This is a genomic window from Hyalangium gracile, from assembly GCF_020103725.1.
Lineage (GTDB): Bacteria > Myxococcota > Myxococcia > Myxococcales > Myxococcaceae > Hyalangium > Hyalangium gracile.
The window spans coordinates 1-21807 of the sequence record NZ_JAHXBG010000014.1; the positions used below are offsets into that span (position 1 = coordinate 1).

A 21807-nucleotide genomic window follows, 5' to 3' on the forward strand; every position below is an offset into this window, starting at 1 on the left:
TCGAGCCCCGTCACCGGGAAGCCGGCCTCGGCGAACGCCATGCCCAGCGGCAGCCCCACGTAGCCCAGACCCACCACACCCACCTTCGCCTCCCGCTTGCGAATCATGTCGACCAGCGGGCTCACCATCACGCGCATTGCCACACCCTCCCAATGAGACGCCGCGATTCACGGACCGCCTCAAGCCGTTCAACAACCCTCAAAGAAAGACGACCACCCACCGCAGCCAGGCCGGGGGCACACGCCGTGCCCCGTAGATGACCACGCACGCCTGCTTCACCTGCCCGTACCCGGGTGAGTACGAGGACGACTCCAACCGAGGCGCCAGCCCCGAGGCGAAGAGCACCAGCGCTCGCGCCTCGCCCTCTGGCCCCAGCTCCACCGCGAGCGGCTCGAAGGCCCGCGGCGCATCCGGCACCCGCAGGGCTCGCGTGACTTCGTCGCGCTCGGGAGCCCGAAGCCGCGCGTACGTGTCCGGCAGGTGCAGCCGGCCCACCACGTCATGCGCGCCCGTCCCGACGAGCCGATCCGTCACCGCGAGCGCCCGCTCGCGCTTGTCCAGAAAGAAGGTCCGCTCCACACCCACCGGCGAGGACAGCAGCCGGTAGCCGTCATGCCGCACCGTGAGCCGATCCAGCTGCGTGCCGGGCTGGAACACCTCCACCCGGGCGCGCGCCTCCTCGGGCAGCGCGAAGAGCCGCTCCCGCGAGAAGGGCACCTGCTCCACCCCATCCACCTGCAGCGTGTTGTGCGCGGCGGTGCCACGGAAGGTGTTTCGCAGCGACGCGTTCCGCGTATACGTGCCCGTCCCTGGATCCACGATGAGCGGCTGTCCTCTCAGGTGCAGCTCGAAGGACAGCTTGTCGTTGTGGCTGTGCCCGCCCACCCCGCGCTGTCCCTGCCGACCCGCGCTGACGGTGACCACGGCCTCGGCTCCGCGCAACACGTGGAAGCCACCTTCCGGAAAGCTGACCGAGGAAGGAGGCGCGGCGGGAGGCAGCGACTGGAACCGCTCCAGCCCCGGCCGCCCCAGCAGCCACGCCGCCTCGTCCGGGAAGTCCCCTCCCGCCAGCGACGGCTCGCCGAAGAGCGCCGCCCCGAGCGGACTCAGGTAGCCATGCTCCAGATCCGCGCGCTCCCTCAACGGGAAGACACGGCCGGAGTCGTTGTCGCCAATCTGCGGCGCCAGCCCCTGCTCGGAGCACCACGCGCGCGTGGCCTGGAACATCCGCACCAGCCGCTCCGAATAGCCCTTCCCCAGGTCCACGCCCGCCCCGAGCGCCACCACCTGCGCCAGGGTGAACAGCTCCACCGCGAGCCGGTGGTACGGCGTGGAGCCCTCGAACGAGGTGCCCTCCGCGTGCACCTGCGCCTCCATCTGCGCGCGCAGGCCCTTCACCGCGAGCCCCACCTGACGCGGCGCGCCCGGCAGCTCCGGGAAGAGCAGACCCACCAACAGCAGGCCCACGTAGTTGGAGACGAGGTGGTTGTTGGGCACGGCGCCCCGATCCTCGAGGTGCGCCTCCACCCAGTCCGCGTGCTCGGCGAGCGCGCTCAGCACGGGCACGAGGAACTCGGGGCGCTGGATCTCCGGCGCCTCCGCGAACATGGCGAGCGCCTGCGCGAGGTTGGCCGCACGCAGCGCCACCTCCATGGGACACGCCCACTGCACCCCGTGCCCCAGCGGGTTGGCCTGGAGGAAGTCGAGCGTCTGCAGCACGAAGCCCCGCGCGTAGCGGGCCCGCGCCGCCGGCTCCTGCTCCACCCAGTAGCCCTGGGCCAGCGCCACCAGGCTGTCGAGCCGCCCCAGCACCCACGGGTACTTCGGATCCGAGCCGGGCCGCAGCAGCCGCAGCTGCTCCACCGGCTCCAGCGGATAGCGGTAGCCACTCAGTGGATCCAGCGACCAGTCCACCGGCCGCCCCTCACCGAAGGCCACACGCGTACCGAAGACCATGAACTCCTGGAAGAGCGCCGCCTGGGCCCGCTCGAGGGCCCGCTCCCGCGCGCCCGGCACCGCCTCGAGCGCCTGGAGCACGGACCGTCGCTGCTGACCCTCACACCAGATGCCGGTGTTGCGCGTCTCCAGGAACCGGCTCGCCAGCTCCTGGGCGGAGGTGGCGCCGTACGCCTGGAGCAGCCGCAGCTCGTCCACCGGATACCGGCGACGGTAGAGAGCCTGCCTCGCCACGCCCTGCACCCGCCGCACCGCGCTGCGAGCCACCGCCGCGGGAGCGAGTCGAACCAGCGCTGTGTAGTAATCGAAAGTCCCCATCCGCCCCTTCCACCGTCCTGCCCACCCGTTAGCAATCGCCCGGCCACCCAGAACCCATTGATGTTGCTGGAGTCCGCTCAGCCACCGGTCGCGGATGACAGTAAAAAGTCCAGCGCTCGCGGTACCTGATGGGTAAGTCGCTTCTTTGTAGGGTGGAGATCACTCCAGAGCGTGGGAAGCGTTGCGCCCGTGAAGAGGCATGCGCATTCCTGTCGCCGTGCGTGGCCAAGCGTTGAGTGGACGGCATCCCGAGAAAATTCCAGGGACCGTAGAGGCGGAGCGGGTGATGTCGGCGGTGGCCGAGCATGCCCTCAGGGACGGTGCGCTCGCGGGGCTGGAGGCGCTGATGAACGAAGCGCTGCGGCTCACGGGCGTAGCGGGCATCGCGCTGCATGAGGGGCGCGTGCGGATCGCGGAGGCGGGCCTGCGGCCTCCTCCTCCTTCCAGGTCCCGAGCCGTTCAAGCGCTCCCCGTGGGGGACGGGCGCGCGACGCTCGCCATCCTCTCTGAGAGGATCAGCGCGGAGCAGCAGGAGCTGCTGACGCGGATCGCCCGTCTCGCGGGCACGCTCCTGGTGGCGCGCCGGCGCGAGGTCGCCACACAGACACGACAGCTCCAGCTCTGCCAGGAGCGGCGGAAGCTCGAGCGGGAGCTGACGTATCGCGAGTGCGCTCGCTCACGGGCCTCTCACGATCTCCGGACGCCGCTGCTCGTCATCAAGGGCTACCTGGAGATGATGCGCAAGGGCATGGCGGGTCCGCTCTCGCCCACCATGGAGCGCTACGCCGAGCGCATGGCCAGCTCGGCCCAGGACATGAACACGCTCATCGTGCAGCAGCTCTCGCGAGGGGGCGCTCCCGAGGACCTGCTCTGCCTGCTGACGGATGCCTTCGAGCCGCTGAAGAAGACCCAGAACATCTCCCTGAGCCTGGAGTGCGCGGCGCAGTCGGTGCCCGTGCGAGGCCCCGGCCCCGTGCTGGCGCAGCTGGCGAGGATGCTGGCACGGGATGTGAGCGCCACGCGCGCACGGGCAGTGAGCGTGAAGCTCGACCCGCAGGAGAAGCTGGGGATGTGGCGGCTGCGAGTGTCCACCGACAAGCACCGGGCCCTGCCGGCCCGGAAGGTGGCGCGGCTGGAGCACCTCGTCCTCCGCCTGGGAGGCACCCTGTCGATCCAGGACGAGACCCCGTTCGAGCTGCGGGTGCACCTGCCCGCCGTGGGCTTCACCTCGGTCCATCGCTAGCCGGCGCGGCGGCGCTCGGTGGCTGTCGAGCTGCCCTGAGCAGGTCGAGCCTCAGTCCCGGTAGCGCTCGGCCACGCGGTAGAGCTGGGTGAGGGAGCAGTCCAGCAGGGACTGGCACGAGCGCAGGTATTTGTAGGCGCGCACGAAGGGGAGCCAGACCCGCTGGCCCACGCGCACCTGGGCCTCCTCCAGCTTCTTGCGTGGAATCCACTGGCCGCCCAGGTGGCGCACCAGCACCTGCCCCAGGTAGGCGCCCACGCTGGGCACCGCGCGCTGATCGATGAGCTGGCGCTCGAAGATGCGGGGGAAGTCCTCGAACCAGAACTGGAAGTCCAGGTCGGTGAGCGACTCGGGGGTCTGTTTGAAGAGAGCGGGCACCTCGACGTGCCGCATGGCCACCATGTACTCGGCCAGTAGCGCGTAGTGCTCCAGCGCGGCCTGGGGGTCCGGCACGTCCGAGGGCAGAGCGGCGTGCGCGGGCAGCCACTCCTCCGGCTCGGGGGGCGGGTGGGCGTTGAGCTCGGCAATCATCCGCTGGCGCCTGGCCACACTCCTGTGAGCCACCAGGCGCGAGAACAGCGGAGCCACGTCTGGAGAGAAGCGCGGCTCCACCGGGACGAGGGCGGCGTCGCGCGCGTGCAACGAGCGCAGCACGGCGTCGAAGTCCAGCTCCGGGCGTAGGTGTACCAGGGCGCGCGCCTGAGCCTGTCGGGATTCCTCGCTCGTGAAGTCCGCGGCGATGGGCCAGGTCACCAGCAGGATGGAGCCGTTGGGAAGTTCCTCCACCCGGTGGGCCGGCGTGGACAGCATGCGCTCGCGCCCCACCGTCTCTATCAACTGCGGACCGAACACGTTCAGCCAGCACACCTCGTAGATCTTGTCGAACCCATCGCGCCGTGCGGTCTGCTGGTCACGGCCGTAGTAGGGCGCATCCGCCAGTTGCGCATCCGCCCCGCTGTGGGCCGTGCCATGGGACACGGGGTAGTGCGAGGACCAGGCACGCACGAGCTCCACGAACTTCCGGCAATGTTCCTCCTTGCTGAAGAAGGTGAGCGGCTGCACATGGAGGACGACACTCAGCTCCCGCGGCGACGGCTGAACCAAGCAATCGATCGTCATCGCCGCATACGGAGGCGTCGCGTGATTGAGCCCGATGAGCGTCCCGTATTTGTCGCTCTTCTCCGCCCAGGACTTCCAGAGGGCAGCGCGGGTGTACCTGCGGCGGCGCTTGCCCTTGACGAAGTCCGGCATCCACTCCCCGGCGTACTCCTCGAGCGTCTCGAGGAAAGGCGTCAACGCGCGCTCGACATCCATCTGGGAGTCGAAGGTCCCGTTCCAGAAGAGGTCGAGGGTGTCCTCCGTCTCCAGGTCTTTCATCGTCAGAAACTTCATTGAATCCGCGCCTCCACGCCACGAACCTTCGCCGGCAATTGCTTCAGGGCCTTGTCCAAAACCCCGCGTTTCTCCGGCAAGAGTTTCCCACCCTCATAGATGAGGTGGACGCGCTGTACCGCCACACGCTGCCTGAGCGAAGGCCGCCGAATGTCTACCGTCCCCCCGTAAGAGTCCAGGGCTGCCTGGGCATCCGTCCTCACCTGTTCGCCCAGAGGCTCTTCCTCCAACAGGCTGAGGTTGCGGCTCTTGAAGCTGAAGGTGTCCACACGAGGAGCCTGGCCAGCGGGGGGCCGCTCCTCAATGACGAGCACGTCCGCGTAGCGCAGGCCCGGCACGTCTGGCTTGGACACACCCACGTGTGTCTCGATGCGCGGCTGGTGGAAATTCTGGAGCCACTGACGCCGCGCCCGCGGCAGGCGAGCATCCGCGCGCAGCAGTTCCACCATGGCACGCTCGAAGGCCAGCCCCCGGGCGAACGCCCCACGCATCCGCTCGTAGGATTCCCACCGCAGCGGCCCTTTCGTGGCCTGGACCTGCTCCAACTCGACCAGCCGTGACTGGCGGTAGGCTCGGTAGTCCTCCCACAGCGCGTAGCCCTCGGGCACTCCCGGTGGCGGTGAGGACAGTGTGGCGTGCAGTCTCTTCAACAGCGCCACGTCTGCCGGCAGGCGCGGGCCGGAGGCTTCCAGCTCGGCTTCGCGCAGCTTCGCTTCCAGCACCTCCACTCTGAGCCCAGCGGCCTCGTCCACCAGCGAGGCCACTCCGCTCAGAGTTCCACCCGCGGTTCGCTTCGGCTCGGGGGCTGCCGGGTGCTCGGGCCGAGCCTCGGACAGCCACGCCTGCGCCCTGGCCACGTTGCCCTTCGCCTCGTACAGCGCCACTGCGGCTCGCTCGCCCCCGGCTCCCACCAGCACCCCCGCTTCCCGGCTGGCGCGCATGTAGCGAGCCAGCTCTCCCACCCCCTCCCGTCCCAGCCGCTCCGTCAGCTGCCACGCGACGTTCCGCAGTACCTCCAGTCTCAGCTCTGGCAGAGACAGCCGCGCTCCGGCTCCTTCCGTCCGAGCCAGGAACCGGGCTCCCTTGCCACCGGCGTACAGCGCCGCCAGCAGTGCCGCTGGCGCCAGCTCCCGCGTGGCCTGCTCGTACTGCCCCTTCACCAGCTCGCCCAGCCCGTGCGCCGTGCCCGCCGCCAGGTGGTAGAAGCCCAGCGGCACTCCGAAGCTCAGCTGATCGAAGGCGCCCAGCGCCACGTTGCCTGGAGCAAAGTGCTCTCGTGCCAGCACGCGTTCCAGCTCCCACTGCGCCTGCTGGTACGAGGGCGGCAACTGCTGGAGCTGCTCGGACATGGTGGCGTAGCGAGCCCCATCACTGCTCTGGGTGCCGTTGAGCGCGTCCGTGGCGGCCAGCCTCAGCCCTCGCAGCACGTCCGAGCCCTGCTCATGGCGCTCCGGGTAGTCGGAGAGCCTCAGGCCGCGCCGCTCCAACTCCTGGCACACTGCCTCCATGCGCCCCAGTGTCTGGCCCAGCTGCTTGTCCCGAGCCAGCAGCCGCAGTAGCGCGTCCAGCTCATCATCGAAGCTGGTGTGGACGATGAAGAGGGCGAACACCTGGGCGTAGGCGCCGTAGTCCCGCGTGGCCTTCAGCAGGAAGGAGGCCCGCCTGGCGACGAGGACCTGCGAGGCCTTGGCATCCACCAGCGGTCCCAGCGCGCCCAGCCGCACCGCGCCCCAGTCCCCCAGCCGCTCCACCAGCCGCGCCATGCCCACGCCGCGCTGCAGCGCCAGGTACTCCCTCAACGAGGGGCACGCCAACAGCGGCGCGAGCAGTTCCTCATCCCCGTCTGCCTCCCGTGGCCAGCCCTCGGGCACGAGCGCACAGCTCTGGGCCTCAGCCTCCTCCGGCTCAGCCGCCAGCGGAGCCCTTGAGGTTGCTGACCGCTGCACCGCCCCCCAGGAGAGGGCCAGTTCGCGGCGCTGGGCCCGCTGCCGGTAGAAGTCTCCCGAGCCGGGAAACGCCGGCACCGTGGCGCAGCCGGTGGCCAGCACCAACGCAAACAGCCCCAGCGCCCCCATGACGCGCCCCAGGCGCGGTAGGGCCCAGACCCGACTCATCCACATGAGAAGCCCCCCCTCACTCCGTGGAGGACCTCACGTTAGAGCAGCGCAGCCCTCAGCGGCGACGACGCTCCATGTCGGTCAGGCTGCCTCGAGCGAAACCCGGGCGCCATGCCCGGGCGCCGGGCTCACCCAGGCAGCAGCTGGCGGACGAGCTCCAGCAGCTTGCCGCGCTCCACCTCGCGCTTGACGATGTAGCCGTCCGCGCCAGCCTCGAGGCCCTCGGCCCGCTCCTCGGGGCTGTCGAGCGAGGTGACGAGGATGACGGGCGTCCGGTTGAGCGTCGGGTGCGCGCGGATGCGCCGCGTGAGCCCCACGCCATCCAGCCGCGGCATCTGCCAGTCGCTGACCACGAGCTGGCAGGGCGTGCGCTCCAGCACCTCCCAGGCCTCCTCGCCGTCCGAGGCGGTGACCACCGGATAGCCGGCGATCTCCAGCAGGGACTTCATGGCGAAGCGCGTGGTGAGCGCGTCGTCCGTCACCAGGATGCGCGGGCGGCGGATCTCGCCCGTGACGGAGCGCGTGCTCGGCGAGGCGGCGCGCAACAGCTCGGGCGCGTTGAGCACCGGCACCAGGCGGCCATCGTCCAGCACGGCCGCTCCGGCCAGGTGCGCCACACCCTTGAGGTGCGGCCCCAGCGCGCGGACGACGATCTCCTGCTGCCCCACCACCTCGTCGATGGCGAAGAGCACCCGGTCCTTACCGAGCGTCAGCAGCATCACCGTCTGCATCTTCCCGTTCTCGAGCGCCAGCGGCAGCCGGGGCAGACCGATGGCCTCCGCCAGCGAGAGGAAGACGAGCTGTTCGTCATCCACCCGCGCCATCACGCGGCCCGCCACCGTGCCCACGGCATCCGGGGCCAGGCGGAACACGCGCTGCACCATGTCCGAGGGGACGGCGACGATGGAGGTGCCCACGCGCACCAGCAGCCCCAGCGCGGAGGCCAGCGAGAGCGGCAGATCGACGACGAAGCGCGTGCCCTGCCCCGGCGTATACGTGACGTCCACCGCGCCCTGGAGGCGCTGGGCCGTGGCCAGCACCACGTCCAGGCCCACGCCGCGTCCGGACGTCTCCGTCACCTGATCGCGGGTGGAGAAGCCGGGCTGGAAGATGAGCCGCGCCGCCTGCGCGTCCGTGAGCTTGGCCGCGGCGTCCGCCGTCAGCAGCCCGCGCTTGACGGCCGTGGCCCGCACCCGATCCGGGCTCAGCCCCCCGCCGTCATCCTCCACGATGACCGCGACGCGGGTGCCCCGGGACTCCACGCGCACCCACAGCCGGCCCTTCTCGGACTTGCCCGCCTGACGCCGGTCCTGCGGCGACTCGATGCCGTGGTCGATGGCGTTGCGCACCAGGTGGAGCAGCGGATCCTTCAGCGCGTCCAGGATGCGGCGATCCAGCCGCACGTCTCCGCCCACGACGAACAGATCCACCTGCTTGCTCAGCCGCGCGCTCACCTCGCGCACCGTGCGCCGCAGCGGCTCGAGCACCTGGAGGGCCGGCACCATGCGCAGATCGCGCAGATCGTCGCGCACCACCTGGGCCACCAGGTTGAGCTGCTCACCCTCGCGAGTGCTGTCCTTCAGCAGCTCCACCAGTCGCTTCTGCATGCCGCGCAGATTGACGACGCCGGCCCGCAGCGGCTCCAGCGCCTCGCCGCCGCCCGTCAGGGACAGCTGCGACGCGGAGCGCTCCAGGTGCACGATGGTGTCGTGCGTGTTGTCGAGCAGATCCCTCAGGGCGTCGGTCCGGCGCGCCTGCAGGGCACGGCCCGCGATCAGGTGCTCCACCTGGAGCCCCAGCGACTCCAGCGTCTTCACCGAGACGCGCACCGCCTGATCGACGCCACCCTTGGCCTCGGCCGCCGCCGCGGGCGCTCCGGCCGCCTCACTGGCCGCGCGCAGCGCATTGGCCGCCTTCTTCGTCGGCTCGGGGACGGGCTCGGGCTCCGGCTCCCGGGGCGGGGGCTCGGGCGCCTTGGGCGCGGCGGCGGGAGGCTCGGGCGTCGCCGGGGTGAGCGCGCCCCGCAGCTCCACCAGCAGGCCGGTGAGATCCGACGCCGCGATGCTCGCGCCATCCCCCGGCTGCTCCATCTTCGCGAAGCCCGCCACCATCCGGTCGGCGAGCGGCGAGATGTGTGTCTCCTGGGCCGCCTCGGCGGTGATCTTGATCGAGCGCGCCAGCGCCACCGCCGTCCGCACGGTGTCCTCGCGGTCCGGCACGTTCGGCGAGCACAGCGCGATCAGCGCCGCCTCGAGCTTCTCCAGCACGCCCAGCGCGTCCTTGCGGAAGCGCTCGCCCGGCGACGGCTTCGTCTTGCCACTGGCCTGGTGCCCGAGCGCGGCCAGCAGCGACTCCAGGCCGTCGATGGCCGGCTCCTCGCCCGCGTCCCCCAGCCCCAGCGCCAGCTCGATGGAGGACAGCCCGCGCAGGGTGACTTCCACCACCTCGCGCGGCAGCCGATCGTCCGGGCGATACTTCGCCAGCCCATCCTCGATGGCGTGGACGACCTGCTCGATCTCCGAGAGGCCCAGGCTCGCGGCGGAGCCCTTCAGGCTGTGCACCAGCCGCTTCAGCGACGGGAGCAGATCCGGGTCCCGCCCGTCTGGCTCTTCCTCGAGCCCGAGCACCTTCGTGCCGATGGCCTGGATCTGCTCTCGCGTCTCCGCGGAGAAGATGGGCCAGATGCTCTTGAGCACCTGCGGGTCCATACGCCGTGCCTATCCTCGCCTCTCGGCGGACGGAGTGCCGAGCTGGGCCACATCGAGCACCGTCAGCCGGTCCGGAGTGAGGTGGAGGAAGGGGCCCGCGGGAGGCGCGGACAGCGTGGCGCGCAGCAGCTCCTGCCGCCCGTCCACCTGCTCCGCGGCGATGCCAAAGGCATCCCCCAGCAGATCCACCACCACCACCTTGCCCAGGTCGGACATGCCGCCGCCTTCCAGCCCGAGCAGCTGGCGCAGATCCAGCACCGGCACCACGCGCGAGCGAGAGACGAGCGCCCCCATCACGTGGCGGGGCGCGCCGGGCAGCGCGCACAGCCCGCGCGACTCCAGCACGTGATCCACCTGCTCGATGGGCACCGCGTAGCGCTCGCCACCCACGCGGAAGGTGAGCACGGTGATGACCGCGGGGCGAACCTCGTCGCGAGAGCTCGCCAGCCCGCGCGCGCGGGCCGACAGCACCTCGCGGCGCTTCTCGGGCGACACCTGCGCGTTCTCGATGAGCGCGCGCGCGTCATCCAGCCGCTGGAGGAGGCCGGAGTAGTCGATCTCGACCTTGGCGTCTTCCGTGGACATCCGTCGCTCAGCGGCCCGAGGGGCTCTTCACGGGGAGTTTCAGCAGCTCGCGCACCCGCTCACGCAGCTCGTCCACCGAGACGGGCTTGTTGAGGAAGGCGCTGGCGCCCACCAGCCGTCCGCGCTGCCGGCTGGCCTCGTCCTTGAGCGAGGTGAGCAGGAGGAAGGGCGTGGCGTGCAGCGTGGAGTCGGCCCGCACCGCCGCGCACAGCGCGAAGCCGTCCATCTCCGGCATCTGCACGTCGGAGATGACCAGATCCGGCTTGATCTCGCGCGCCTTGGACAGGCCCTGCACGCCGTTGCCCGCTTCGAAGAACTGGAGCCCCCACCCCATCAGGTACACCTGCAGGAGGTTCGTGATCGTCTTGGTGTCCTCGACGATCAAGACCTTCAGTGGTGCTCCCTTGGTCCCGGCCGTGTTCATACTCATAGCTGATATCTACCTACGAGCTCCGAGAACTTCTTGGAGAGGTTCGAGAGGTTACCCGCAACCTGTTCAATCTGACGCGTCCCATTGACGCTGTCAGCCATGGCCACCGACAGCTCGCTCATCGCCGTGGCGATCTGTTCGACGCCGATCGTCTGCTGCCGCGTGTTGCCCGCGATCTGCCGGGCGGCCGCGGAGGACTCCTTGATGACCTCGGCCAGGCCGAGGATGGCAGAGCCCGCGCTCTGCGCCAGCGCCATGGCGGCCTGGGCCCTGCGGCTGCCCTCGTCGGTGGCCGCCACCGCCGCCTTGGTGCCCTTCTGCACCTCGCCCAGCAGGCCGCGCACCTGGTTGGCGGCCACCTTGGACTGCTCGGCCAGCGCGCGCATCTCCATGGCCACCACCGCGAAGCCGCGGCCATGCTCGCCCGCCTTGGCCGCCTCGATGGAGGCGTTGAGCGCCAGCAGGTTGGACTGCTCGGCCACGTCCCTCACCGTGGTGATGATGTCGCCGATCTGCAGGGTGCGCTCGTTCAGCTCGGTGATGGCCACGGCGATGGCGCGCACCTGCTCACCCAGCTTCTCCATGCCGGCCACGCTCTCGGCCACCACCTTCTGGCCCTCGGTGGACAGCGCCTCGGAGCGCTGGGTGCCGCTGATCACCGAGTCCGCGTAGCTGGTGGCCTGCTTGGCCGTCTGGGCGATCTCCGCCACCGTAGTGCTCGTCTCGCTGATGGCGGAGGCCTGCTCGTGCGCCATGGCGGACTGCTGCGAGGAGGTGGTGAGCGCGCTGTTGGCCTCGCGCTCGATGTCCGCCGCCGCGGCGCGCAGGTCCGCCACCAGGTGCGTCACCGTCTGCGCCATCTGCCCGAAGCTCAGCGCCACCTCGCCGATCTCGTCGCTGGAGCGCACGTCGATCTGCTGGCGGAGATCTCCCGAGGCGATGCCCGCGGCCGCCTGCGTCAGCCGCTCCAGCGGCACCGTCACCAGCCGCGACAGCAGGGCCGCGGCGATCATGCACACCACCAGGGCCAGCACCCCGATGCCCACGGCCCGCAGCGCGCTCTGGCGCACCGACAGGGCCAGCGTGTCCATCTGGATGCCCACCTGGACCGTGCCCACCTGCGTCTGGCTCGCGCCCGCCGCGGGCTGGCGCGGATCCTCGGCGCGGCCGAAGAAGATGGGCGCCGAGGTCTCCAGCACCAGCCGGCCGCCGACCGTCTGCTCGCGCTCCACGGCCTGCAGCCCCTTGGCGGGGGCCACCTTCTCGGCCGCCGCGTAGGTCTTCCCGGTGGCGATCGCCAGCACCTCGCCCTGGGCGTCGCGCACCACCACGTACGCCACCTCCGGCACGTCGCGCAGCGTGGCGTCCGCGGCCTGCTGCAGGCTGACCTGGGAGTTGGCGGCGGTGTGGGCCGCCAGGTTGGTGGCCAGCTGGATGCTGACCACGCGTGCCCGCGAGGCCAGCTCCTGACGCAGGGCGCCTCTCATCTGCACGGTGAAAACGGCCGTGAGCAGGCCTGCCACCAGGCCGCCCGTCAGCCCGGTGATCAGCAGAATCTTCGTGCGCAGGCTGAGCCGTCCCACCGACCGACGCCCCGGCATGGACAGCTTGGTGCCTTGGACTTCCACATTGCCTCCCAGCTATCGCGAGCGCCCTACTGCGCCCCCTGCCAGCCCATCCGGTTCCTCGCGGCCAGCGCCTGACGCAGGCCTCCCGCCGTCATCGTCTCCACTCCCCGGAGCTGATGCTCGTCATCCAGTCCATCCAGCGCGCGCAGCGCGTTCTGCCGAGCCCGCTCCGCCTCCTCCCGCCGATTCAACCGCGTATAGAGCGTGACCAACGTAGCGTGGCCGAGCGCCATCTGCGGATCCAGATACAGTGCCTTTCGCACCAAATCCACCGCCCCGTTGAGGTTGCCCTTCGCCTCGGCGACCATCGCCAGCAGCAGGTAGGCCTCGGGCGACAGCTTGCGCGCCGCTTCCCGGGCCAGCTCCTCCGCCTTGTCGAACTTGCCCTCCCGCGCCGCCACCAGCGCCTGACGCAGCACGTCATCACCGCCCGTGGAGGGAGTGGGACTGGGGGCGGGAGGAGGCTCGGGCGCCCTGGCCGGGGGAGCCGGCGCGGGCCGGGGCGGAGGCGGCGCCGGCTTGAGCTTGCGCAGCAGCTCCAGCTTCGCGCTCGACGTGGGCTCGGCGGGCAGCTCCGGGGCCGGCGCCGGCTTGACACGGGGGACACGCAGGACGGGAGAGCCCTGCACGTCGATCTGCTCCAGGCCCATGCCGTTGGTGAGGGGGATCTCCGCGGGCGCCAGGAAGAGCAGCCCGCCCGGGACGAGCGCGCTGATGAGCTTGGCCAGCACCTGCCGCACCAGCTCATGGGGGAAGTAGATGAGGACGTTGCGGCAGAAGACGGCGTCCTGCTCGCCCACCGGCGCCGCGTCGAGCACCAGGTTGTGGCGCTGGAACTCCACCGGCCGGCGCGCCTGGGAGTTGACCATCACCAGATCGCCCTGCGGCGTCAGGAAGCGCCGCTCCATGGAGGGCTCGATGCGCCGCACCGACCAGGGGCCATAGGTGGCGGCGCGAGCGCGCTGCAGCGAGCGCGCGGAGATGTCGCTGGCCGTCACCCGGATACGCTCCACCGGCAGGCCCGCGGCCAGCAGCGTCATCGCGATGCTGTAGGCCTCCTCGCCCGTGGCGCAGCCGGCGCTCCACACCCGGAACAGCCCGTCTTCCTTCTGGGCGGCGGCGCGCGCCAGCTCGCGCAGGTGCTCGGGGTGGCGGAAAAAGTACGTCTCTCCGATGACGGCGTACTCGATGAACGACTCGACGATGGCCGCCTCGCGCGCCAGCAGCTTCTGGAGGAAGGCGGCGATCTCCATCCCCCGAGCCTCGGCCGCCCGGGTGAGCGCGGTGCTCAGCGAGCGCCGCACACTGGAGGCCAGCGTCATGCCGCTGGCCTCGCGCAGCACGTTCTCGACCCGGCTGAGCGTGGCCTCATCGAGCGCGTCCGCTCGCGCTACCTCGCTCACGTCTCCTCCGAGATCGCCAGGATGGCCGAGGTGCGCAGCAGCGGCCGCAGCCCGCCATCCGCCGTGCGACACAGGCCCGCCATCAGGCCCGTCGTGTCCCACGGGGAGCGCTCCTCGCCCTCGGCCCGATCCACCAGCAGCGGCGCCTCGACGATGTCCTGGACGTGGTCCACCAGCAGCGCCACCGTCCGGCTGCCGGAGCAGACCACCAGGTGCGCGTCCAGCGAGGGCTCGCGGCGCACGCCCATCAGCACCGCCAGATCCACGGCCAGGGCGGACACGCCCCGGTAGGTGAAGGCCCCCATCACCTGGGGAGGCGCGCCCGGCAGGGGCTGCATCTCCACCAGGCGGACCACCTCCTGCACGGAGTCGGAGGGCAACAGCACTTGTGTGCCAGCCACCTCCACGGTGAGGAAGAGCCCGGGGAGCCGGTGCTCACCTCCCAGGTGGACCAGTTCACGCCGCAGGCGCGTCAGCTCGTTCTCCAGCGAGAGCAGCCGCTGCTGGACCGACGCACGACGCGCCAGGGCTTCCGCCGGAGTTGTAGGAGTTTCTGCCATCGGGGAGACCCCCCGGCGCACACGCACGGGTTGGCTCGAAACGTAGTCTGCCCGAAGGAGGACCGTCAATGCGGGCGAGAGGGCCTCTCTGCTTCCTCGCCTGCTCCAACCCCCCCGTCCGACCTGTTACGGTGGGTCCGCGAGCCCGATCGCGGAGTGCTCGCGGTTGTGGTTTGATGGGACGTGGGACAGCGGATGGAGGCCAGATGTCGTTTGGAGTCAGGGGGATGGAATGATCAAGAGTGATGCTCCAGGCCCTGAGGCATCCGGGACACCGGGGGTGGATCCCCTCATCGGTCGTACCCTCAATGGTCGCTTCAGCATCACCGAGCCTATCGGCGTCGGCGGCATGGGCAAGGTGTACCGCGCCATGCAGGCCCCGCTGGATCGCGTCGTGGCCCTCAAGGTCCTCAACCCCAGCTTCCCGAGCACCAGGGACCCGGGCTTCCAGCAGCGCTTCCTGCGCGAGGCCTCCCTCACCTCCAAGTTGCGTCACCCCAACACGGTGACGGTGATCGACTACGGGCAGACCGACGACGGCATCTTCTACATCGCCATGGAGTACCTGGAGGGTAGGACGCTGGCCCAGGTGCTCGCCCAGACCGGTCCCCTGCCCTGGAGCCGGGTGATCGCGATCGTCCAGCAGGTGTGCCGCTCGCTGCGCGAGGCCCACGCCATGGGCATCGTCCACCGGGACCTGAAGCCGGCCAACATCATGCTGCTCAACGAGGCCGATCAGGATCTGGTGAAGGTCCTCGACTTCGGCCTGGTGAAGTCCATCGGCCCGGGGGCGGAGGGCGAGAACGCCCCGCTCAGCCCGGAGATCACCCAGAGCGGCACCTTCCTGGGCTCGCCGCAGTACATGGCGCCGGAGCAGGCGCGCAACGTGGCGGACGTGCGCAGCGACATCTACTCGCTGGGCGTGGTGATGTACCAGATGCTGCAGGGGCGCCCGCCGTTCGTCGCCCGCGATCACCTGGAGCTGATCTTCTCGCACTGCAAGGAGCCGCCTCCGCCCTTCAACTCGCTGCGGCCGCACATCCCCGTGCCGCACGACATCGAGGCGGTGGTGATGCGCTGCCTGGAGAAGGATCCGGCGCGGCGCTTCCAGTCGATGGACGAGATGCTGGAGGCGATGCGCACGGCCAACATGGCGGCCGGCGGCCACAGCGGCCTCTTCAAGCGCCCGGGCGGAGGCACGACGGGGCCGCACGCCTCGCCCCTGTTCGCCAGCGCTGGCGCGCCCGACACCAACGCCTCCACCCTGGCGCTGGACATCAGCGTGGAGGTGCCCGAGGCGGTGGCCAAGGCCCGCCGTCGCAGGCTGATGGGCATGGGGGCTCTCGCCGTCGGCGCGGTGGTCGTCGGGCTGACGGCGACCGTGCTGCTGCTGAAGTCGCGAGATGCGGCGGTGCCGGCGCCGGTGACCGAGACCGTGGCGGTGGCTCCGGCCCCCGCGACGCCTCCGCCCGCCACGCCCGAGCCCGCGCAGGCCGCGCCGCAGCAGGTCCGCTTCCGCCTGATGAGCGAGCCCACCGGCGCGCGCGTCTACTACCAGGGCAAGGAGCGCGGCACGACGCCGTTCGTGCTGGAGATCCCCGCGGGCGGAGACGGCACCGTCACCGCCGAGCTCACCTTCGCGCTCGAGGGCTACCAGACCGAGAAGGTCATCACCGGTGGCTCGGGGGACGTGGTGCTCTCGCAGAAGCTCCAGAAGCGCCGGGGCGGCTCGGGCGGAGGCTCGTCCAAGGTCGAGTTCGCCAGCGCGCGCGGCACCGACAGCCTGGAGCCCGCCACCGCGATGCTGGATCCGGCCGAGTCCCTCGTCCCCTCGAGCCCTCCTCCGGGGAAGGCCTCGGCGTCGCCGGGGAAGGCCTCGGCGGCGGATGATGGCGCGGACTCGGGTGGAAAGCTCACGGTGCCAGGGCTGCCGGCGGGCGTACTGGCCGCGGCGAACAGCAACATGCCCATGCCCTACGGCCAGGGTATGAGCCGTCCGGAGCAGCTCGAGGGCAAGGAGATCACCTATACCCGCGAGGCGCTCGCGGCGAAGGTGCAGGGCATGATGGTGGTGAAGTGCACCATCACCCGCCAGGGCCGGGTGGAGAACTGCCGCACCATCAAGCCGGTGCCGCACATGGAGACGGCCGTGCTGGATGCGCTGAGGTCGCGCGTCTACAAGCCCATCCTCTACAAGGGCCAGCCGGTCGCCGTGGACTACGTCTTCAACATCAAGCTGCAGCTGCCGCGGCGCTGATCGCCGTGAGCCCGGCGCCGGCTCACCTCGCCTGACTCAGGGCGAGGGGGACGAGCCGGCGGCCGGGATGCCCGCGGAGGGCACGCCCCAGTCCACCACCGGCCAGCCCCTGCGCACCGCCTCGCGGCGCAGGCGGTAGTCGGGGTGGACGACGACGGGCCGCCCCACCACCTCCAGCACCGGCAGATCCGAGTACGAGTCCGTATAGAAGGAGCACGCGGACAGGAGCACTCCTGCCTCGCGCGCATAGGCCTCCGCGTGGGTGCGCTTGCCGGCCCCAAAGCACACCGCGCCCAGCGGCCGGCCGGTGTGCAGCCCCCGCTCATCCACCTCGAAGCGGTTGCAGAGGATGGCGTCCAGGCGCAGCTCCCGGGACACCAGCTCGGAGAGGTAGCCCGAGGAGGACGTGAGGAGCACGAGCCGATCTCCCGCGCCGCGGTGCTCCTCGAGCGCGCGCAGGGCCCCCGGGCGGTAGAGCGGGCGCACCTGCTCCTCATAGAAGGTGGCGGTGCGCTCCTGGAGCGCCTGGGCTGGAGTGCCCGCCAGGTGGCCGATGGCCGCGAGCACCGCGTCCTCCATGGAGACGAAGCCCAGGTGGTAGCGGGCGATCCACAGGCTGGCGCGGAGCGCCTGGAGCCGGGTGATGTGGCCCAGGGCCAGCTCCCGGCGGATCCACAGCGTCCCGGAGTTCACCGCGAGGAGCGTCTTGTCGAGATCGAAGAACGCGACGCTCATGGAGCTCTCCTCACGTACGGCAGGCCCGGGCCCGCCGCCGCGCCCGGAACATCCACATGGACAGCAGCACGCCGGGCAGGAACGAGCCAGGGGCCGCCGCGCAGTTCGTCCCCGCGCTCTGGCCGGACAGGTTCTTGCTGGACACGCCGATCTCGGTGCACTGGGTGGGCGGAAGGCCCCGCGGATAGGTGTCGCAGAAGCCCGCGGCGCTGCCGGCGTCGATGACGCGCTTCTGGGTCTCTCCGATGGGCGCGGAGGCCTCCATGGTGGACAGCGGCTCGAACACGTGGTCCAGCCCCATGGCGTGGCCGATCTCGTGGGTCATCGTGTTCTGGATGTCCGTGGCCACGCACTCCGTCGAGGGCAGCCCCTCGCAGATCGGCGAGCTGACGACGGTGAAGAGGAAGCCCAGGTTGCCGCCCGGCTGCGAGGCGTTGAGCTCGATGTCCGCGTCCAGGATGATGCCGTTCTTGAAGCTGAACGTGGTGGTGGTGAGCCCGATCGTCAGGTCGCCGTGCTCCCAGCAGGAGTAGTCATTGGCGCACGTCTCGGCCTCGATGCAGGGATCGTCATAGGGGACGACGTCCGAGCAGGCCGTCTCCCGGAAGGTGACGACGTTCTGGTTCTCCCCGTCCACGACGTAGCCCACGGCGGGGCGGCTCACGTCCGGGCCACGGACGAAGGTGAAGTCGCTGCACGTGGCCGACAGCGTGCGCCACGTGTCGAAGGAGGCGTCGATCGCGGGGAACTCGGTGTCCCGCGGCGTGCGGAGGCTGCCGGCCGAGTCGATGTGGTAGACGAACTCTCGACTGAGCCAGTTGAGGCACAGGGGCTTTCCGGGGACCACGGTGCGCCGGTACACCTGGGCGCTCGCGGCGGGCGCCACGAACAGGACGGCCAGCAGGAGCAGCCCGCGCGGGCTCACGAGCGCCCTCCCCGACGGCGACGGGCGAGCAGCAGCGCCCACCCGGCCAGCGCTGGCAGCCACGCCTCGGCCCCGACGGAGGCGCACCCGACCTGGGCCTTGCGGCCGAGGTTCGCGTCCGACGTGGGATGGACGCAGGCCTGGCTGGCCATGCCCTTCGGGTAGGCCTCCGAGCACACGAAGTCGCGCGAGCCCGGGTCGATGCTCCGCTTGGAGATCTCACCTGTCTGCGCCCGAGGGTTCATCGTGGAGCCCACGGCGTTGGTGTGGTCCAGGCCGACGAAGTGGCCGATCTCGTGCGTCATGGTGTTCTGCACGTCCGTGGACACGCAGTTGGTGGTCAGCGCCGGCGGGTTGCAGAGCGGACCATCCGAGGTGGTGAAGTAGAAGGCCACCGAGTTCAGCTCGATGTCCGAGTCGTAGATGATGCCGGACTTCTCGTCGTAGGTGGTGAGGGTGACGGCGATCGTCCCGAGATCGTTGTCCCAGCAGTCATACTCGTTGGCGCACGACTCCTCTTCCCAGCACGGATCATTGGCCGGCACGATGTTGGTGTCGCCGCAGCGCCGGGTGCGGAAGAGCACCAGGTTCCGGTTGTCGCCGTTGACCACGTAGCCCACCTTGCGGTCGTCGACGACGCCCCCCTCCTCGAGGGACAGGTTGCCGCACTGGTCGAAGATCGTCCGCCAGCCCTGGAACGAGCGCCGGACGGCGTCGAACTCGGAGGCCTGGGGCCTCGTCTGCGGGTTGCCCGCGCTGCTCTGGTACCAGGTGATCTTCGGCACCGTCCAATAGAGGCACTGCGTCGAGGGATCTCCCGCCTCGACGCGGCTGCGGACATAGGGAGCCGACTGGCCCAGCGAGAGGGCCAGCATCAACGCCGCGATCTTCACTGGCGCTTCTCCTTGCCCGGCTGCTGGAGGGCATTCCGGATGGCGGCCTTCAGCTCATCCAGCGGGAGCGTCCGCGCGGTGGAGGCGGTGGGCTTGCGCGTCGTCGGCTCCAGCAGGAGCACATCCCCCGTGCTCTCCGGCACCGCGAGCGCCGAGCGGGTGTCCGCCGAGCGCTGCACCTGGTACTTGCCCTGCGCCATGCCCGTCACCCGAAAGGCGCTCGGGCCCTTGCGCTCCAGGAAGACCACCACCTCCTCGCCCGGCGTGAAGGTGGCAAGGCCGTGGACCATCTGTCCGATATCCCCCACCCGACCACCGGGCTGGACGATGACGACGGTGCTGCCCGCCTGGCCCTTGAGTGTCTCCGTCACCTCGATCTCCACGTCGGTGACGATGCGGCGGCGGTCGCCGCTCCACCGGCTCTCGGCGCGGCGGACGGTGCCGTGCACCACGGTGTCGGCCGTCTGGGCCAGCCCGGTCAGGTCGAATCGGAGCATCGTCGTGGCGGCGGCCGGCAGCCCGATCAGCAAGGCAGCGGCCAGGACAGCGGAGAGCGCGGAGCGCAGTGTCATCAGGTCACCTCGGTTCCCCTCAGTGTAGCCCACGGGCCCCAGAGGTGCTCGAAGCACTGCGGGCTCACGTTGACCACCTATCCGCTGCTTGCTATCCGCGCCCCTCTCATGGCCTCCGCACCCCGAGTCCGTTTCGCACCCTCTCCCACCGGCTACCTCCATATCGGCGGTGCCCGGACGGCGCTCTTCAACTACCTCTATGCCCGGCGCTTCGGCGGCACCTTCATCCTGCGCATCGAGGACACGGATCTGGAGCGCTCCACCGAGGCCTCGCTGCAGGCCATCCTCGACGGCCTGAAGTGGCTGGACATCGACTGGGACGAGGGCCCCGGGAAGGGCGGGCCCTTCACCCCGTACTTCCAGACGCAGCGGCTGGACACGTACCGCCAGCACGCCGAGCAGCTCATCGCCGCGGGCAAGGCCTACCGCTGCTACTGCACGCCCGAGGAGATCAAGGAGCGCCGGGCCCGCGCCGAGAAGGAAGCCGGCGTGGCCGGCGTCTACAAGTACGAGGGCACCTGCCGGGACCGGAAGGACATCCCCGAGGGCCGGCAGTCCGTCGTGCGCTTCAAGATGCCGTCCAAGGAGGGCTCCGTCTCCTTCGACGACTTCGTGCTCGGGAAGATCACCAAGGAGTACTCGGACCTGGATGACTGGGTCATGCTCCGGGCGGACGGCATCCCGCTCTACAACTTCGGCTGCGTCATCGATGACCACCTGATGGACATCACCCTGGTGGCGCGCGGGCAGGAGCACGTCAACTCCACCTTCCCGCAGCTGATGCTCTACCAGGCGTTCGGCTGGGAGCCGCCGCGCTTCGCCCACCTGCCGCTCATCCTCGGGCCGGACCGCGAGAAGCTGTCCAAGCGCAAGCACAAGGAGGCGGACGTCATGCTGCACAAGGCCAACGGGATCCTCCCGGAGGCCCTGCTCAACTTCGTCATCCGCCTGGGCTGGAGCCACGGCAACGACGAGGTCATCTCCCGCCAGCAGATGATCGAGTGGTTCGACTTCAAGGACGTGGGCAGCACCTCCGGCGTGTGGAACCCGGAGAAGCTGCTGTGGCTCAACCAGCACTACCTGAAGACGCTGCCCCCAGCCGACATCGCCCGGCGCCTGGGGCCCTTCCTCGCGGACAAGGGGCACGCACTGCCCGCGGGCGACTCGCGCCTGGAGCGCTTCGTCGTCGCCTTCCGCGAGCGCGCCAAGACACTCGAGGAGATGGCCACCATGGCCGTGCCGTACCTCGCCTCGGGCGTGACGCTCGACGAGAAGGCCGCCGCCAAGCACCTCACGGCGGACTCCCTGAAGCTCGTCCGGCAGGTGCGGGACGACGCGGCCGCCCTGCCCGAGTGGAGCGTGCCGGCCCTGGATGCGGTCATCAAGACGGTGAGCGAGCGGGCAGGCGTGGGCATGGGCAAGGTGGCCCAGCCCGTCCGGGTGGCCATCACCGGGAACACCACGAGCCCGGGCATCGGCGAGACGCTCCTCCTGATGGGCAAGGACGAGGCGCTGCGCCGCCTGGATGCCGCCCTGGCTCGCGGCTGACACACGCCCCGGGCCCTCGCGAAGTCGGTGGACGACACCGCGCCAGGGCCCTATCTTGTCGCCCCATGACGCGAGCGCTTGACAGCCTGAGAGGCCATTTCTATAAGGCGCGCCCGCTCTGGGCGGCGGTGGCGGTGTTGTGGGTGACGGCGGCGGGGGCAGAGACGGTCAGCGGAGCACAGCTGCCCGATGGCGCACAGAAGGTGGGCGAGAATCGGTACCGGGCGCCACGCGACTTCGAGGAGACGCTGAAGTACTACCGGACGGTGTACCCGGTTCAGGCGTATCCTCGGAAGTCGATCGTCAACCAGCCGGGCGTGAAGGCCGTGCACATCACCAACCCCTCTGGGAAGAACTTCGAGGGGTTGAACATTTATGAAGCAAACGACGAGGTCCGTATCTACGTCGTTCCGGTTCCGGCTCCCGCCAAGCCCGTCAGGAAGGCGCCCGAGCCCAAGTCGGGGAAGAAAACTCGGTAGTTCACGAGCCCCAGCGAGTTGTGGTAGTAGAAGTCCCGAAGTCAGCAGCACGCAGCAC

Annotated in this window: 17 protein-coding genes and 1 pseudogene; 4 read left to right on the forward strand and 14 right to left on the reverse strand. The window is 70.3% G+C overall.

Annotated elements, in window-relative coordinates; all coding sequences use genetic code 11:
• Nucleotides 1–137, reverse strand: a pseudogene (locus tag KY572_RS26660) (nucleotide sugar dehydrogenase); the annotation flags it as partial.
• Between the two features lie 61 nt (nucleotides 138–198).
• Entirely contained in the window at nucleotides 199–2274 is a 2076-nt protein-coding gene (locus KY572_RS26665) for a heparinase II/III family protein (RefSeq protein ID WP_224245795.1), read from the reverse strand.
• A 286-nt stretch (nucleotides 2275–2560) separates the two neighbouring features.
• On the opposite strand from KY572_RS26665, the gene KY572_RS26670 reads away from it, so the two are divergent.
• Nucleotides 2561–3517: a histidine kinase dimerization/phospho-acceptor domain-containing protein gene (locus tag KY572_RS26670; RefSeq protein ID WP_224245796.1), complete on the forward strand. Its 957-nt coding sequence runs from the start codon at nucleotides 2561–2563 to the stop codon at nucleotides 3515–3517.
• 51 nt (nucleotides 3518–3568) lie between these two features.
• Here the strand turns inward: KY572_RS26670 and KY572_RS26675 are convergent, their stop codons facing one another.
• The 8 genes from KY572_RS26675 to KY572_RS26710 all read right to left on the reverse strand — a co-directional run bounded on the left by KY572_RS26675 (nucleotide 3569) and on the right by KY572_RS26710 (nucleotide 14340).
• Nucleotides 3569–4909, reverse strand: coding sequence for a hypothetical protein (locus KY572_RS26675; protein ID WP_224245797.1), 1341 nt, complete (start codon nucleotides 4907–4909; stop codon nucleotides 3569–3571).
• Nucleotides 4906–7023 (reverse strand): hypothetical protein, encoded by a 2118-nt coding sequence (locus tag KY572_RS26680; protein WP_224245798.1) that lies wholly within the window; start codon nucleotides 7021–7023, stop codon nucleotides 4906–4908. Before KY572_RS26680 ends, KY572_RS26675 begins: the two co-directional genes overlap by 4 nt.
• 131 nt (nucleotides 7024–7154) lie before the next feature.
• A complete protein-coding gene (locus KY572_RS26685) occupies nucleotides 7155–9734 on the reverse strand; it encodes a hybrid sensor histidine kinase/response regulator (protein ID WP_224245799.1) in 2580 nt (859 codons plus the stop codon).
• Nucleotides 9735–9743: 9 nt separating this feature from the next.
• Nucleotides 9744–10319: a chemotaxis protein CheW gene (locus tag KY572_RS26690; protein WP_224245800.1), complete on the reverse strand. Its 576-nt coding sequence runs from the start codon at nucleotides 10317–10319 to the stop codon at nucleotides 9744–9746.
• Nucleotides 10320–10326: 7 nt separating this feature from the next.
• Nucleotides 10327–10743 carry a response regulator gene (locus tag KY572_RS26695; RefSeq protein WP_224246013.1) on the reverse strand — a complete coding sequence of 139 codons (417 nt, stop codon included), beginning with the start codon at nucleotides 10741–10743 and terminating at the stop codon, nucleotides 10327–10329.
• Nucleotides 10744–10745: 2 nt separating this feature from the next.
• Nucleotides 10746–12377 carry a methyl-accepting chemotaxis protein gene (locus KY572_RS26700; protein ID WP_407660001.1) on the reverse strand — a complete coding sequence of 544 codons (1632 nt, stop codon included), beginning with the start codon at nucleotides 12375–12377 and terminating at the stop codon, nucleotides 10746–10748.
• A gap of 26 nt (nucleotides 12378–12403) precedes the next feature.
• Nucleotides 12404–13780, reverse strand: coding sequence for a CheR family methyltransferase (locus KY572_RS26705; RefSeq protein WP_224245801.1), 1377 nt, complete (start codon nucleotides 13778–13780; stop codon nucleotides 12404–12406).
• Complete coding sequence (locus KY572_RS26710; protein ID WP_224245802.1) at nucleotides 13777–14340, reverse strand: chemotaxis protein CheW; 564 nt, start codon at nucleotides 14338–14340, stop codon at nucleotides 13777–13779. Before KY572_RS26710 ends, KY572_RS26705 begins: the two co-directional genes overlap by 4 nt.
• A gap of 232 nt (nucleotides 14341–14572) precedes the next feature.
• On the opposite strand from KY572_RS26710, the gene KY572_RS26715 reads away from it, so the two are divergent.
• Nucleotides 14573–16597 (forward strand): TonB family protein, encoded by a 2025-nt coding sequence (locus KY572_RS26715; protein WP_224245803.1) that lies wholly within the window; start codon nucleotides 14573–14575, stop codon nucleotides 16595–16597.
• 36 nt (nucleotides 16598–16633) lie between these two features.
• On the opposite strand, the gene KY572_RS26720 is transcribed toward KY572_RS26715, so the two are convergent.
• From KY572_RS26720 to KY572_RS26735, 4 genes are read right to left on the reverse strand one after another with little or no spacing between them, the layout of a single operon-like run.
• On the reverse strand, nucleotides 16634–17332 hold the full coding sequence (locus tag KY572_RS26720) for an HAD family hydrolase (protein WP_224245804.1): 699 nt from the start codon (nucleotides 17330–17332) through the stop codon (nucleotides 16634–16636).
• 10 nt (nucleotides 17333–17342) lie between these two features.
• Complete coding sequence (locus tag KY572_RS26725; RefSeq protein ID WP_224245805.1) at nucleotides 17343–18257, reverse strand: myxosortase-dependent metalloprotease, MXAN_2677/MXAN_2678 family; 915 nt, start codon at nucleotides 18255–18257, stop codon at nucleotides 17343–17345.
• Nucleotides 18254–19132, reverse strand: a complete 879-nt coding sequence (locus KY572_RS26730) for a myxosortase-dependent metalloprotease, MXAN_2677/MXAN_2678 family (protein WP_224246015.1) — start codon at nucleotides 19130–19132, stop codon at nucleotides 18254–18256. Before KY572_RS26730 ends, KY572_RS26725 begins: the two co-directional genes overlap by 4 nt.
• A gap of 14 nt (nucleotides 19133–19146) precedes the next feature.
• Nucleotides 19147–19722 (reverse strand): hypothetical protein, encoded by a 576-nt coding sequence (locus KY572_RS26735; protein WP_224245806.1) that lies wholly within the window; start codon nucleotides 19720–19722, stop codon nucleotides 19147–19149.
• Between the two features lie 108 nt (nucleotides 19723–19830).
• On the opposite strand from KY572_RS26735, the gene gltX reads away from it, so the two are divergent.
• Both gltX and KY572_RS26745 read left to right on the forward strand, forming a co-directional pair.
• Nucleotides 19831–21270: a glutamate--tRNA ligase gene (gene gltX / locus KY572_RS26740; RefSeq protein WP_224245807.1), complete on the forward strand. Its 1440-nt coding sequence runs from the start codon at nucleotides 19831–19833 to the stop codon at nucleotides 21268–21270.
• A 65-nt stretch (nucleotides 21271–21335) separates the two neighbouring features.
• Entirely contained in the window at nucleotides 21336–21749 is a 414-nt protein-coding gene (locus KY572_RS26745) for a hypothetical protein (protein ID WP_224245808.1), read from the forward strand.
• The last annotated feature ends 58 nt before the right edge of the window (nucleotides 21750–21807 follow it).

What these genes read in the sequence shown, in the direction of transcription:
- KY572_RS26665 (WP_224245795.1), bottom strand. Translation starts at nt 2,274, where the DNA reads ATGGGGACTTTCGATTACTACACAGCGCTGGTTCGACTCGCTCCCGCG.
- KY572_RS26670 (WP_224245796.1), top strand. Translation starts at nt 2,561, where the DNA reads ATGTCGGCGGTGGCCGAGCATGCCCTCAGGGACGGTGCGCTCGCGGGG.
- KY572_RS26675 (WP_224245797.1), bottom strand. Translation starts at nt 4,909, where the DNA reads ATGAAGTTTCTGACGATGAAAGACCTGGAGACGGAGGACACCCTCGAC.
- KY572_RS26680 (WP_224245798.1), bottom strand. Translation starts at nt 7,023, where the DNA reads ATGAGTCGGGTCTGGGCCCTACCGCGCCTGGGGCGCGTCATGGGGGCG.
- KY572_RS26685 (WP_224245799.1), bottom strand. Translation starts at nt 9,734, where the DNA reads ATGGACCCGCAGGTGCTCAAGAGCATCTGGCCCATCTTCTCCGCGGAG.
- KY572_RS26690 (WP_224245800.1), bottom strand. Translation starts at nt 10,319, where the DNA reads ATGTCCACGGAAGACGCCAAGGTCGAGATCGACTACTCCGGCCTCCTC.
- KY572_RS26695 (WP_224246013.1), bottom strand. Translation starts at nt 10,743, where the DNA reads ATGAACACGGCCGGGACCAAGGGAGCACCACTGAAGGTCTTGATCGTC.
- KY572_RS26710 (WP_224245802.1), bottom strand. Translation starts at nt 14,340, where the DNA reads ATGGCAGAAACTCCTACAACTCCGGCGGAAGCCCTGGCGCGTCGTGCG.
- KY572_RS26715 (WP_224245803.1), top strand. Translation starts at nt 14,573, where the DNA reads ATGATCAAGAGTGATGCTCCAGGCCCTGAGGCATCCGGGACACCGGGG.
- KY572_RS26720 (WP_224245804.1), bottom strand. Translation starts at nt 17,332, where the DNA reads ATGAGCGTCGCGTTCTTCGATCTCGACAAGACGCTCCTCGCGGTGAAC.
- KY572_RS26730 (WP_224246015.1), bottom strand. Translation starts at nt 19,132, where the DNA reads ATGCTGGCCCTCTCGCTGGGCCAGTCGGCTCCCTATGTCCGCAGCCGC.
- KY572_RS26735 (WP_224245806.1), bottom strand. Translation starts at nt 19,722, where the DNA reads ATGACACTGCGCTCCGCGCTCTCCGCTGTCCTGGCCGCTGCCTTGCTG.
- gltX (WP_224245807.1), top strand. Translation starts at nt 19,831, where the DNA reads ATGGCCTCCGCACCCCGAGTCCGTTTCGCACCCTCTCCCACCGGCTAC.
- KY572_RS26745 (WP_224245808.1), top strand. Translation starts at nt 21,336, where the DNA reads ATGACGCGAGCGCTTGACAGCCTGAGAGGCCATTTCTATAAGGCGCGC.